General features: G+C 67.6%; 10 protein-coding genes. 6 read left to right on the forward strand and 4 right to left on the reverse strand.

Annotated elements, in window-relative coordinates; translation table 11 throughout:
- Positions 1–28: 28 nt before the first annotated feature.
- The 6 genes from glyA to ACVT6V_RS29600 all read left to right on the forward strand — a co-directional run bounded on the left by glyA (position 29) and on the right by ACVT6V_RS29600 (position 7,099).
- Complete coding sequence (glyA, locus tag ACVT6V_RS29575) at positions 29–1,357, forward strand: serine hydroxymethyltransferase (protein WP_489897607.1); 1,329 nt, start codon at positions 29–31, stop codon at positions 1,355–1,357.
- A complete protein-coding gene (locus ACVT6V_RS29580; protein ID WP_489897608.1) occupies positions 1,354–2,601 on the forward strand; it encodes a sarcosine oxidase subunit beta family protein in 1,248 nt (415 codons plus the stop codon). Before glyA ends, ACVT6V_RS29580 begins: the two co-directional genes overlap by 4 nt.
- A gap of 26 nt (positions 2,602–2,627) precedes the next feature.
- Positions 2,628–2,906, forward strand: a complete 279-nt coding sequence (locus tag ACVT6V_RS29585; protein ID WP_489897609.1) for a sarcosine oxidase subunit delta — start codon at positions 2,628–2,630, stop codon at positions 2,904–2,906.
- Entirely contained in the window at positions 2,903–5,752 is a 2,850-nt protein-coding gene (locus tag ACVT6V_RS29590; protein ID WP_489897610.1) for a 2Fe-2S iron-sulfur cluster-binding protein, read from the forward strand. Before ACVT6V_RS29585 ends, ACVT6V_RS29590 begins: the two co-directional genes overlap by 4 nt.
- Positions 5,745–6,338 carry a sarcosine oxidase subunit gamma gene (locus tag ACVT6V_RS29595; protein WP_489897611.1) on the forward strand — a complete coding sequence of 198 codons (594 nt, stop codon included), beginning with the start codon at positions 5,745–5,747 and terminating at the stop codon, positions 6,336–6,338. The genes ACVT6V_RS29590 and ACVT6V_RS29595 overlap by 8 nt, the downstream gene beginning before the upstream one ends.
- Before the next feature lie 95 nt (positions 6,339–6,433).
- Positions 6,434–7,099 (forward strand): GntR family transcriptional regulator, encoded by a 666-nt coding sequence (locus tag ACVT6V_RS29600; protein WP_489897612.1) that lies wholly within the window; start codon positions 6,434–6,436, stop codon positions 7,097–7,099.
- A gap of 253 nt (positions 7,100–7,352) precedes the next feature.
- Here the strand turns inward: ACVT6V_RS29600 and fdhD are convergent, their stop codons facing one another.
- From fdhD to ACVT6V_RS29620, 4 genes are all read right to left on the reverse strand, one after another.
- The gene (fdhD, locus tag ACVT6V_RS29605) at positions 7,353–8,177 is read right to left on the reverse strand and encodes a formate dehydrogenase accessory sulfurtransferase FdhD (RefSeq protein WP_489897613.1); all 825 of its coding nucleotides are present in this window, start codon (positions 8,175–8,177) and stop codon (positions 7,353–7,355) included.
- Complete coding sequence (locus ACVT6V_RS29610) at positions 8,177–10,480, reverse strand: FdhF/YdeP family oxidoreductase (RefSeq protein WP_489897614.1); 2,304 nt, start codon at positions 10,478–10,480, stop codon at positions 8,177–8,179. The genes fdhD and ACVT6V_RS29610 overlap by 1 nt, the downstream gene beginning before the upstream one ends.
- 34 nt (positions 10,481–10,514) lie before the next feature.
- Positions 10,515–11,600 carry an S-(hydroxymethyl)mycothiol dehydrogenase gene (locus ACVT6V_RS29615; protein ID WP_489897615.1) on the reverse strand — a complete coding sequence of 362 codons (1,086 nt, stop codon included), beginning with the start codon at positions 11,598–11,600 and terminating at the stop codon, positions 10,515–10,517.
- Positions 11,601–11,661: 61 nt separating this feature from the next.
- Positions 11,662–13,710 (reverse strand): oxidoreductase, encoded by a 2,049-nt coding sequence (locus ACVT6V_RS29620; protein ID WP_489897616.1) that lies wholly within the window; start codon positions 13,708–13,710, stop codon positions 11,662–11,664.
- Between the last annotated feature and the right edge of the window lie 125 nt (positions 13,711–13,835).

The following is a 13,835-nucleotide window of genomic DNA, read 5'->3' on the forward strand; positions in this document are numbered from 1 at the left end:
TCTGAACTGGTAGCCCAGGAAGGTGAGCATGACTCTCAACACCGCAGCGCCAACCCCGACAAGCGCCGCCAACCCGACTCTGAGCGAGAATCTGTCAGAGCTGGATCCCGCTGTCCACCAGGCCATCGCGGCGGAGCTCGCGCGCCAGCAGGGCACCCTCGAGATGATCGCGAGCGAGAACTTCGCGCCGCTGGCGGTGATGCAGGCGCAGGGATCGGTGCTGACCAACAAGTACGCCGAAGGTTATCCCGGGCGCCGCTATTACGGCGGCTGCGAGCACGTCGACGTGATCGAGCAGTTGGCCATCGATCGGCTCAAGGATCTGTTCGGCGCCGAATTCGCCAATGTGCAGCCGCATTCCGGCGCACAGGCCAACGCCGCGGCGATGTCGGCGCTGCTGTCGCCGGGCGATGGCATCCTGGGCCTCGACTTGGCCCACGGCGGACACCTCACCCACGGCATGCGGCTGAATTTCTCGGGCAAGCTCTACGACGTCGCCGCATACCATGTCCGCGAGGAGGACCATCGCGTCGACATGGCCGAGGTCGAGCGTCTCGCGCTCGAACACCGGCCCAAGCTGATCCTCGCGGGATGGTCGGCATACCCGCGTCAACTCGACTTCGCCGAGTTCCGCCGCATCGCCGATCTGGTGGACGCCTACCTCATGGTCGACATGGCCCACTTCGCCGGGCTCGTGGCCGCGGGGTTGCATCCCTCACCGGTGCCGCACGCGCACGTCGTCACCTCTACGACTCACAAGACCCTCGGTGGTCCGCGTGGCGGGATCATCCTCACCAACGATGCTGCGCTGGCCAAGAAGATCAATTCGTCGGTGTTCCCGGGACAGCAGGGCGGACCGCTCGAGCATGTCATCGCCGCGAAGGCCGTGTCGTTCAAGCTCGCCGGTGAGTCGGCGTTCGCCGAGCGCCAGCAACGCACCCTCGATGGCGCGAAGATCCTCGCCGAGCGGCTGCTCGCCGAGGACTCCCGGGCGGCCGGCATCAGCGTGGTCTCCGGCGGCACCGACGTGCATCTCGTACTGGTCGACCTGTCCGCCTCCGAACTGGACGGCAAGCAGGCCGAGGACCGGCTGCACCGGGTGGGTATCACGGTGAACCGCAACGCCGTTCCGTTCGATCCCCGTCCGCCGATGATCAGCTCCGGGGTCCGTATCGGCACCCCGGCCCTGGCCACCCGCGGATTCGATCTCGACGCCTTCGCCGAGGTCGCCGACATCATCAGCCTCGCGTTGCGTCCGGACACCGGCGACGACGCGCTCGAGTCCCTGCGCGACCGGGTCGACGTCCTGGCCCAGCGTTTCCCGCTCTACCCCGACTTCGCGGAGGCGACCCTGTGACCTCACCATCATCGGCTCACCGGCCCGGCGCCCACCTGCCGGATCACCCGGACTTTCTCTGGCGCACACCCGAACCCAAGAAGTCCTATGACGTGGTCATCGTCGGTGGCGGCGGTCACGGGCTTGCCACCGCACACTACCTCGCCAAGAACCACGGGATCACCAATGTCGCTGTGCTCGAGCGTGGTTGGCTGGCCGGCGGCAACATGGCCCGCAACACCACGCTGATCCGGTCCAATTATCTGTGGGACGAGAGTGCCCGCATCTACGAGCATGCGCTCAAACTGTGGGAGGGCCTCGAGGAGGACCTGGAGTATCCGATCCTGTTCAGCCAGCGTGGTGTGCTCAATCTCGCGCACAGCCTGCAGGACGTACGGGACAGCGTCCGCCGCGTCGAGGCGAACAAGCTCAGCGGCATCGACGCCCAGTGGGTCGACCCGGACGAGGTCAAGAAGCTGTGCCCGTTGGTCAACATCAGCGACGAGATCCGCTACCCCGTCCTCGGTGCCACCTACCAGCCGCGGGCCGGGATCGCCAAACACGACTACGTCGCCTGGGGATTCGCACGCCGCGCCGACCAGGCCGGCATCGACATCATCCAGAACTGCGAGGTGACCGGCTTCGTCACCGACGGCGACCGCGTCACCGGCGTGCGCACCACCCGTGGCGACATCGCGGCCGGGCAGGTCGCGCTGTGCGCGGCCGGACACACCTCGACGCTGACCGACATGCTGGGCATCCGCACACCGTTGCAGAGCCACCCGCTGCAGGCGCTGGTCTCCGAGCTCCTCGAGCCCGTCCACCCGACCATCGTCATGTCCAACGCCGTGCATGTCTATGTCTCCCAGGCCCACAAGGGCGAATTGGTGATGGGTGCCGGGGTCGACTCGTACAACGGATACGGCCAGCGCGGCGCCTTCCACATCATCGAGCGGCAGATGGCCGCCGCGGTAGAACTGTTCCCCGTCTTCGCCCGCGCGCACCTGCTGCGCACCTGGGCCGGGATCGTCGATGTCTGCCCCGATGCATCGCCCATCGTCGGACGTGGCGGGCAGTACGAGAACCTCTACCTCAATGCCGGCTGGGGCACTGGCGGGTTCAAGGTCACGCCCGGCCTCGGGTGGTGTCTGGCCGACACGATCGCCTCGGGTGAGCCGCACGAGTATGTCGCACCGTTCTCCCTCGACCGATTCGTCACCGGCGCCCTCGTCGACGAACACGGCGCGGCCGGCGTCGCGCACTGAACCCGAACGAGAACTGGAGCGAGCACATGCAACTCATCGAATGCCCGTGGTGCGGACCACGCGAGGAGACCGAGTTCCACTACGGCGGAGAGGCACACATCGCCTACCCGGAGGACCCGGCGGCACTGAGCGACGAACAGTGGGCGCACTTCGTCTTCTTCCGCAACAACCCCAAGGGTGTCTTCGCCGAACGGTGGAGCCACAGCGCCGGCTGCCGCCGCTGGTTCAACGCACTGCGTGACACCGCCACCTACCGATTCCACGGCGTGTACCGCCTCGACGAGCAGAAGCCGGCGACCTCATGAACACATCCTTCCGTACCCCCCGCGGTGGTCGTGTCGACCGTGACACCACCCTGCGCTTCACCTTCGGTGACCGGGAACTGACCGGACACCCCGGCGACACGCTGGCCTCGGCCCTGCTGGCCCACGGGCTGCACCAGGTCACCACCAGCATCAAGCTGGGCCGTCCGCGCGGCATCACCGCCGCCTGGGCCGAGGACACCGGCGGCCTGGTCCAGATCGAGGCCCCGTTCCCCGAGCCGATGCTGCTCGCCACCACCGTGGAGCTCTTCGACGGCCTTGTCGCACGGGGTATTCCGGGGCAGGGTCGGCTGGCGGAGATCCCCGATAACGCCCGCTACGACGCAACGCACGTGCACGCCGACGTCCTGATCGCCGGCGCCGGGCCCGCCGGACTGGCCGCAGCGTTGACCGCCGCACGCAGCGGGGCCCGGGTCGCGCTGATCGACGAGCAGTCCGAGGCCGGCGGCGCGCTGCTCGGCTCCGACGACCTGATCGACGGACGACCTGCACTGGACTGGGTGGCCGATGCGGTGGCCGAACTCGCGAGCTATCGCGATGTTGTGCACCTGCAGCGCACCACCGCGTTCGGACTCTACGACGACGGCTTTGTGCTCGCGGTCCAGCGACGCACCGACCATCTCGGCAACGAGGCACCCGCCGCGGTGAGCCGACAGCGGGTGTGGCGAGTCCGCGCCCGGCACATCATCGTCGCCGCCGGAGCGCACGAGCGTCCGGTGGTCTTCAGCGACAACGACCGTCCCGGGATCATGCTCGCCCACAGCGCACGCACGTTCCTGCATCGCTACGGCGTGCGGGTCGGTGAACAGGCGGTGGTCTTCACGACCAACGACAGCGCCTACCGCGCGGCGTTCGACCTGCACGACGCCGGCGTGCGGATCAACGCGGTCGTCGACGCCCGTACGCAGGTACCCGCGCATCTGGTCGACGGCTGCGACACGCGTGGGATCGCCGTGCGCGCGGGCTCCGTGGTGCACGGCACCCGCGGCAACGGCCGGGTCAGCCACGCGCTGGTCTCGGGCTCGCCCGGCTCGCCGGTGCTGGCCTGCGACACCCTGCTGGTCAGCGGCGGCTGGAATCCGGCCGTCCATCTGTTCAGTCAGGCGCGTGGCGCGCTGCGCTACGACGACACCCTCGGCGCGTTCCTGCCCGGCGACGATCTCGACGGCATCAGTGTGACCGGTTCGGCCGCAGGCGTCTTCGACCTTCCCGGCTGCATCCGCAACGGACGGGAGAAGGCCACGGAGGTGCTGGTGGCGCTGGGCCGCGCCGCGCGGTCGACAACGCTGCCCGGCGAAGCCGACCCGGCGACCGCTGCCAGCCCTGCCCTGGTCATGTGGCGGGTGCCCGACGAGAAGGGCACCGACACCCAGTTCGTCGACGTGCAGCGCGACGCGACCGTCGCCGACATCGCCCGCGCGATCGGCGCCGGAATGCGGTCCGTCGAACACATCAAGCGCTACACCACGATCGGCACGGCACACGATCAGGGCAAGACCTCGGGCATCATCGCGTCCGGGATCACTGCGGAATTACTCGGCGAACCGGTCCAGGCGTTGGGCACCACCACCTTCCGCCCGCCGTACACGCCCGTTGCGTTCGCCGCTCTGGCCGGGCGCAGCCGAGGCAGCCTGTTCGATCCGGAACGGGTCACCGCGGTGCACGAGTGGCACGTGGCCCGCGGCGCGGTCTTCGAGGACGTCGGCCAGTGGAAGCGACCCCGCTTCTATCCGCTGCCCGGCGAAGAGATGGACGACGCCGTGCTGCGCGAATGTGCCGCCGTACGTGGGTCCGTCGGCATCCTCGACGGCTCGACACTGGGCAAGATCGATGTGCAGGGCCCGGATTCCGGCGAGTTCCTCGACATGCTCTACACCAACATGATGAGCACGCTGAAGGTCGGCATGATCCGCTACGGCGTGATGTGTGGTGTCGACGGGATGGTGATCGACGACGGCACCGTGATGCGCCTGGCGGAGGACCGCTTCCAGGTCTTCACGACGACCGGCGGTGCGGCGCACATCCTGGACTGGATGGAGGAGTGGCTGCAGACCGAGTGGCCGCATCTGAAGGTGCGGCTCACCTCGGTGACCGAGCAGTGGCACACCTTCCCTGTCGTCGGCCCGCGGTCGCGTGATGTGGTGGGCGCGGTCTTCGGTGACCTCGACGTCAGCAACGAGGCGTTTCCGTTCATGGCCTGGCGCGACACGACTCTCGACGGCGTGCACGTCCGCGTCGGCCGGGTGAGCTTCTCCGGCGAACTGGCCTACGAGGTCAACGTCATGGGGTGGTACGCGACGCAGGTGTGGGAACGCCTCATCGCCGCCGGTGAACGCCACGGGATCACCCCGTACGGCACCGAGACCATGCATGTACTGCGAGCCGAGAAGGGGTACCCGATCATCGGCCAGGACACCGACGGCACGGTCACGCCGCAGGATCTCGGGATGAACTGGGTGGTGTCGAAGAAGAAGACCGACTTCATCGGCAAGCGCTCGTTCACGAGGAGCGAGAACCTCAACCCCCTGCGCAAGCAGTTCGTCGGGCTCCTGCCGCTCGACGCCGAGACCGTCCTGCCCGAGGGCTCGCAGATCATCGAGCCCGGCGAGGACGGGGCGTTGCCGCCCGTGCCGGTACCGATGCTCGGCCACGTCACCTCGAGCTATCGGAGTGCCGAACTCGGTCGCCCGTTCGGCCTGGCCCTGCTCAAGGGCGGCCGCGACCGTATCGGCGACACCGTTCACGTCCCCGTGGACGGAACCCTGGTCCCGGTGGAGGTCACCGGCACCGTCCTCGTCGACCCCGAAGGAGCACGCCGCGATGGCTGACACACTGACCCGCCGGAGCCCGTTGCAGGCCTGGCACTCTCGATTCGCTGCGCTGCCCGACTCCGTCCGCATCGCCGAAGAGCCGTTCGTCACCATGGTCGACTTGTGGGTGGACCCCACCGGGGACGGCGGTACCGCTGGCGCGTCGGTGCTCGGCGTCGACGCACTCCCGCAGACGCCGTCGACCGTGGTCGCCGGCGACGCCGTCGATGTCATCTGGATGGGACCGCAGGAGTGGCTGATCATCTCGACCAGCCTGGACGGTGAAGACCTCGAGGCGCGGCTGCGCAATGCGGTCGCCGCGCAGGGCGGCGCCGCCGTGGACGTCTCGGCGCAGCGCACCCTCGTCCGGCTCAGCGGGACTCACGCACGGGATGTGCTGGCCAAGGGCTGCTCCCTGGACCTGCACCCGAGCGTGTTCGGGCGGGGCTCTGCGGCGCAGACCATGCTCGCCCTGGCCGGCGTGGTCCTGATCCCCGGAGACGAGTCGGCAACCGACTACCGGATCATCGTCCGGTCGTCGTTCGCCGGCTACCTGGCGGAATGGTTGCTCGACGCCACCGAGGAGTTCGGCGTCGAGTGGTGACGGCAGTGCCGTCCACACCCGGATCTGATGTACGGTCAAAGGGAGCTGACATCTCAGTTGGGTGATGTCGTATATCCGCCAGGAAGGTGATCGACGTGGCTGTGCGCGCCCCACGCGCTGCGGACCGGCAGACCGCGAGCGGACGATTGCTCTCCGACCAGGCCTTCGAGGCCATTCGGGACAAGATCGTCTCGTTGGAAATACCTCCGGGCGCGCCGATCGAGGAGGAGCAGCTCGCAGCCGAACTCGGGTTCGGCCGGACACCCGTACGCGAGGCGATCAAACGCCTCGCGTACGGGCGGCTGGTCGTCATCTACCCGCGTAGCGGCAGCTACGCCGCCGACCTCCACCTGGCCGACCTCGAAGCGATCTGCGACATGCGCGAGCGACTCGAGGGGCTCGCCGCGGAGCGCGCGGCCACGGCGGCGACCTATGAGGAACGCACCGAACTCCAGGCATTGCTCGAGAAGGTCGATTCCTGCGACGACCCTGCGGTGCTGCTCGAGATCGACGTCGACGTCCACCGGGCGATCCATCGGATGTCGCACAATCCCTATCTGCTCGACAGTCTCACCCAGAGTCTGGATCTGTCGGTCCGCATGTGGAACCTCGCCCGGGAACGCCTCCCCGACCTGAACCACCACGTCCACGGTCAGACCGAGGTGCTCCAGGCGATCCTCGACCGCGACGGCGCCCGGGCCCGCACCCTCGCCGAATCACACGTGCGCGAGTTCGAGGACGGCATCCGCACGATGTTCTAGCAAGCGGGGACGAACTGCTCGCCGACGATGCGAGATGCCATCGCCGGTCCACACAGAAATCCGATCCGCACAATGAGCCAGAGCGGCAGTGGTTTTCCGCCGGTCGAGTAGCCGGCGAGCGGCAGCGAGACGGCGTATCGAGACCCGTTGAGGTGCACCAGTCACAGTCTCGATACGCCCTCGCCCCAGGGGGCTCGGACTACTCGACCACCGGACAGAAACCCCCACTCAGCAGCAAGCGGGGACGAACTGTTCACGAGCGGATGCGGCCGGGGTGGGCGTAGATGTTCATCGTCGGTCCGCGAAGGAATCCCACCAGCGTGAGGCCGGCCTCGGCGGCCAGCTCCACGGCCAGCGACGACGGTGCCGAGACAGCGGCAAGAATGGGAATACCGGCCATGACGGCCTTCTGTGCCAGTTCGAACGAGGCGCGACCACTGACCAGCAGCACCGTCCCGGCAAGGGGGACCCGTCCGTGCTCGATGGCCCAGCCGATGACCTTGTCCACCGCGTTGTGACGCCCGACGTCCTCTCGCAGCACGAGAAGTTCACCGTCGGCCGTGAACAGGCCCGCGGCATGCAGGCCGCCGGTCGAGTCGAACACCTTCTGCGCCGCGCGCAACGTGTCCGGCATCCCCGTCAGCGTCGCCCGCTCGACCTCGACAGGATCGGATGCGGGATCGTGACGGGTGCGCTGCCGGATGGACTCGAGCGACGCCTTGCCGCACACACCACACGAGGACGTCGTGTAGAAATTGCGGTCGATTCCGTTGTCCGGCAGCACGATTCCAGGCGCGAGGTCGACGTCGAGTACGTTGTAGGTGTTGACCCCGTCCGGACCGCGACTGTTGCAGTACCGCACCGACACGATGTCGTCGCGGCCGCCGATGAGTGCCTCGGTCAGCAGGAATCCCTGTGCCAGCTCGACATCTGAGCCCGGCGTCCGCATCGTCACCGCGAGAGGACGCCCGGCGACCCGGATCTCCAGCGGTTCCTCCACGGCGACGGTGTCGGGCCGAAGGATGGTGCGGCCGACATCGAGCCGGGTCACCCGGGTGCGGGTGGTGACCCGGCCCATCAGGACCGACGTTCCAGGCGGATCGTCACGGCCTTGGACACCGGGGTGTTCGACTCGCGGGCAACGTGATCGAGCGGGATGAGCGGATTGGTCTCGGGATAGTAGGCGGCGGCATTGCCGCGTGGGGTGGGATACGGCACGAGCCGGAAGTCCTCGGCACGCCGTTCCTGCACCGTCCCGTCCGCGAGCGGCCACTCCGACACCAGATCGACCCGGTCGTCGGGGCGGAACCCGAGGTCGGTGATGTCGTCGGCGTGGGCGAAGACCACACGACGGCCACCCTTGACGCCGCGGTAGCGGTCGTCGAGTCCGTAGATCGTGGTGTTGTACTGGTCGTGGCTGCGCATCGTCTGCAGGACAAGGCGCCCCGGCGGCACGGTGATCCGGTACAGCTCGTTGACGAAGAAGTTCGCCTTGCCGGTGGCTGTGTCGAACCGTCGTTCGTCGCGGGGCGGATGTGGCAGCACGAATCCGTCCGGTTGCCGGACCCGGGTGTTGAAATCGGCGAATCCTGGTACCACCCGGGCGATCGAGTCGCGGATGCGGTCGTAGTCGCCGACGAAGGTCTGCCACGGGACACGATGGTCGGGCCCGAACAGGGCTTGCGCGAGACCGCAGACGATGGCGACCTCGCTGCGCAGCTGGTCGCTCGCGGGCGTCAACCCGCCGCGGGACAGGTGCACCACCGACATGGAGTCCTCGACGGTGACCAGCTGTTTGCGCCCGTCGACGACGTCCTTGTCGGTGCGCCCGAGGGTGGGCAGGATGAGCCCGGTGCGGCCGGTGACGAGATGAGAACGGTTGAGTTTGGTGGACACCTGCACGGTGAGCGAGCAGCGGCGCAGAGCCGCTTCGGTCAGTTCGGTGTCCGGTGTCGCGGACACGAAGTTCCCGCCCATCGCCATGAACACACCGACCCGGCCGTCGCGCATCGCCCGGATCGCGTCCACCGCGTCGTAACCGTGGCGCCGTGGGCTGGTGATCCCGAACTCGGCGTCCAGCGCCGTGAGGAAGGACTCGGGCATCTTCTCCCAGATACCCATCGTGCGATCGCCCTGGACGTTGGAGTGGCCGCGAACCGGGCACACACCCGCACCCGGTTTGCCCATCATGCCTTGCAGCAGCAGCAGACTCGTCGCGTCCTGGATCGTTGCCACGCCGTGCGTCTGTTGGGTCAGACCCATCGCCCAGCAGATGATCGTCTTGGTCGAGTCGAGCATCGTCGCGGCCGTCTGATCGAGTTGCGCCCGGGTCAGCCCGGTCGCCTCGGCGACCACGTCCATGTCGACCTGCCGTATGTGGTCGGCGAATGCATCGAATCCGGCGCAGTGGTCGGTGATGAAGGCGTGGTCGAGCACGGTTCCGGGCGCGGCATCCTCTGCCTCGAGCAGTAGTTTGGCCAGGCCCTGGAACAGTGCTTGATCGCCGCCGATGCGGATCTGCAGCAGCTCGTCGGCGATCTGCACGCCGTCGCCGATGACGCCATGGATCTTCTGCGGGTCCTTGAATCGCAGCAGCCCGGCCTCGGGCAGCGGATTGATCGCGATGACCGTGGCGCCGTTGGCCTTCGCCTTCTCCAGCACCGACAGCATTCGGGGGTGGTTGGTCCCCGGGTTCTGCCCCGCGATCAGAATCAGATCGGCGTTCTCGAGGTCGGGCACCGAGACCGAGCCCTTACCGATGCCGATGCTGTCGACCAGCGCGGTGCCCGACGACTCATGACACATGTTGGAGCAGTCGGGCATGTTGTTCGTGCCGAAGGCGCGGATCATCAGCTGATAGACGAACGCCGCCTCGTTGGAGGTGCGGCCCGAGGTGTAGAAGGCGGCTTCGTCCGGCGTGTCGAGGGCGTGTAACTCGTCGGCGATCAGACCGAAGGCCTCGTCCCAGCCGATCGGCTCGTAGTTGTCGGCACCCGGGCGCAACACCATCGGGTGGGTGAGCCTGCCCTGCTGCCCGAGCCAGTAGTCGGTGCGGCCCAACAACTCCGACACCGGGTGCGCGGCGAAGAAGTCCGGGCCGACACGACGGGTGGTGGCCTCCTCGGCGACCGCTTTGGCACCGTTCTCACAGAACTCCGCGTGCTTGCGATGACCCGGGGTCTCCGGCCACGCACAGCCCGGACAGTCGAAACCGTTGCGCTGGTTCAGCCGTGCCAGGGTGCGCGCAGTGCGCACCGGCCCCATCTGTTCGAGGCCGCGCCGCAGCGATACCATCACCGCGGGAACGCCCGCAGCATAGGACTTCTCGTGGGTGACGACGACCTCGTCTTCGTCGAACTCGTATCTGTCGGATGACTTCACGACGTCAGGGTCCTCGCCGCCCGCCCGGACCGGATCACAACACGACCACTGACCGCAGCACCTCACCGTTGTGCATGGTGTGGAACGCCTCTTCGACCTCGTCGAGTTTGATGCGCTCGGTGACGAAACGGTCCAGCGGAAGCCGACCCTGCTGGTGCAGGTCGATCAGCATCGGGAAGTCACGCTCGGGTAAACAGTCGCCGTACCACGACGACTTGAGTGCTCCACCGCGGGAGAAGAAGTCGATCAGCGGCATCTCCAGGGTCAGATCGGGCGTGGGCACACCGACCAGCACGACCGTACCCGCGAGGTCACGGGCGTAGAACGCCTGACGCCAGGTCTCGGGTCGACCCACGGCGTCGATGACCACGTCGGCGCCGAATCCGCCGGTCAGTTCCTGCACCGCCTCGACAGTGTTCACCTCGGCGGCATTCACCGTGTGGGTGGCGCCGAGGTCTCTGGCCCACTGCAGCTTTCGCGCATCACGGTCGATCGCGATGATCGTCGTCGCACCTGCCAGATGCGCACCCATGATCGCGGCGTCACCCACCCCGCCGCAGCCGATGACGGCCACCGAGTCGCCACGGGAGACGTTGCCGGTGTTGACCGCGGCGCCCAGACCGGCCATCACACCACAGCCGAGTAGCCCGGCGACGGCCGGATCGGCGGTGGAGTCGACCTTGGTGCACTGTCCGGCATGCACCAGCGTCTTCTCCGCGAACGCGCCGATGCCGAGTGCGGGCGTGAGTTCGGTGCCGTCGTCGAGGGTCATCTTCTGTGTCGCGTTGTGGGTGTCGAAGCAGTACTGGCCTCGGCCGCGGCGGCAGGCGCGGCACTGCCCGCACACCGCGCGCCAGTTGAGCACGACGAAGTCCCCGACGGCCACCGAGTCGACGCCCTCGCCGACCTGCTCGACGAGCCCGGCGGCCTCGTGGCCGAGCAGGAACGGGAACTCGTCGTTGATGCCGCCCTCGCGATAGGTGAGGTCGGTGTGGCAGACCCCGCAGGCCTGCACCGCGACGACGACCTCACCCGGCCCCGGATCGGGAACGGTGATCATCGCGACCTCGACCGGGGCTTTCGCCGACCGGGCGATGACACCGCGAACCTGTTGTGACATGGCAGAACTCCTTGGGGTGATGCTTGCGTGTGGGGATGGTGGAGCGGAGATCGGTTGGTGCTCAGAGCACCAGGCAGAGCCGGAACGCGTCGTAGACGGCGGCGTGGATGTTGCGGCTGGCGACCGCGTCCCCGATCCGGAACAGCTGATAAGTACCCTGCGGGTTCCTGTCGACCGCCTGCGGCCGCAGATCGAGCAGCGCCTGCTGATCCACCTCGCCGAGGTTGGTCGATCCCGCGACGAGTTCGAAGTAGATGTCGTCGAGCGGAAGCGTGCCGTGTTCGACGACCACCTGATCGACGATGCGATGACGCGTCGCGTGGGCGTACTCGTTGTACAGGTCCACCTCGAGACGTCCGTCCTTGCGGCGCACCGCGGTCAGCCGCTCGTTGAGGGTCACCCGTACATCGTGCTCGGCGAACACCTTGAAGTAGCCGGGATAGTTGACGCCGCCGACGTCTGGTGCGAGAGTCCGCTCCGGCGTGACGAACTCGACCTGCACACCACTGCGCGCCAACACCTCGGCGGCATCCAGACCCGGGTGCCCACCGTTGTCGTCGAAGAAGAGGACCTCCCCCTTCGGGCGTACCGCGCCACACAGCACGTCCCACCCGTCGGAGACGAGACCGTCACCCTCGGTGAGGAATTGGGTGTCCGGCACGCCTCCCGTGGCAATCACCACGATCTCGGGATTCTCGGCGAGGATGTCGGCGGCGTCGGCGTACACGCTGGTGCGGATGTCCACACCGAGTCGTTTGCATTCGTCGAGCCGCCATTCGACGATGCTGATGAGGTCGCGGCGCCGGGGGGCCGAGGAGGCCAGCCGGATCTGCCCGCCCGGCGCGTCGGCGGCCTCGAAGACAACCACACGATGGCCGCGTTCCCCGAGCACGCGTGCGGCCTCCAGGCCGGCGGGTCCGGCACCGACCACGACTGCGGTCCGGGCCGGGCCGTCGGCGGCCGGTACCTCATGAGGCAGCCGATCCTCACGGCCGGTCGACGGATTGTGCACACACTTGGCGTCGCGGTTCTGGTAGATCTCGTCCAGGCAGTAGCTCGCGCCGACGCAGGGACGGATACGATCCTCTTCTCCGCCTTGGATCTTCGCGACGATGTGCGGGTCGGCGATATGTGCGCGGGTCATGCCGACGAGATCGATCAGGCCGTCGCGGATGGCATGCCGCGCGGTGGCCACGTCGTTGATCCGGGACGCGTGCATCACCGGCACGGACACCTCGCGCTTGACCTGGGCGGCGAAGTCGAGGTGCGGGGCCACGGGCGTACCCATCGGCGGGATGACCCGCGAGAGCGCCTCGTCGCTGGCCATGTATCCCTTGATGACGCTGATGAAGTCGATACCCTCGTCGACGACGCGCTTGGCGATGGTGAGCCCCTCGTCCCACTGCAGCCCGCCGGGCTCGTCCTCGTCGAGCGACATCCGGATGCCCACGGCGAAGTCCGGGCCCGCCGCCTCGCGGACCGCGCGGATCACCCGCAGCGGGAAGCGCAGCCGGTCCTCGAGGCTGCCGATGCCGTACTCGTCGTCGCGCTGGTTGGTCAGCGGCGACCAGAACGAATCCAGCAGATGGGTATAGGCCTCGAGTTCGATGCCGTCGAGTCCGGCCTCGCGGCATCGTGCGGTCGCATCGGCGTAGGCCTTTACGATGCGGTCGAGATCCCACTCCTCGGCCGCCTTCGGGAACGAGCGATGCGCGGGTTCCTTGAGCGGCGACGGTGCGATGACCGGTAGCCAGTCCCCGTCGTAGTTGCTTGTGCGCCGGCCCAGGTGGGTGACCTGACACATGACCGCGGCGCCGTGCTCGTGCACCCCGTAGGCGAGTTCCCGCAGCCAGGGCACGATCTCGTCCTTGTAGAGATGCAGGTTTCCGAATGCCGCGGGGCTGTCGGGGGCAACCACGGCCGATCCGCCCATCATGGTCAGCCCGATGCCGCCCTTCGCCTTCTCCTCGTGATAGAGGCGGTAGCGCCGCTTGGGCATCCCGTCCTCGGTGTACGACGGTTCGTGCGAGGTGCTGACCACGCGGTTGCGCAGGGTGACATTCTTCAGGCGAAACGGCTGAAGCAGCGGATCGATGAGCTGTTGTGACATTCCGATGAGACCCTCTGAAATATTTGATGCGTTCTCTAACACATCATCTTGCCGGAAATGTATGTCACGGAGAGACCGGCGGTCAAGGGTTGTGGACCAGAAAATCCGACCTCGCCGTCGAGCGT

The organism is Gordonia sp. LMA167, from assembly GCF_058130025.1.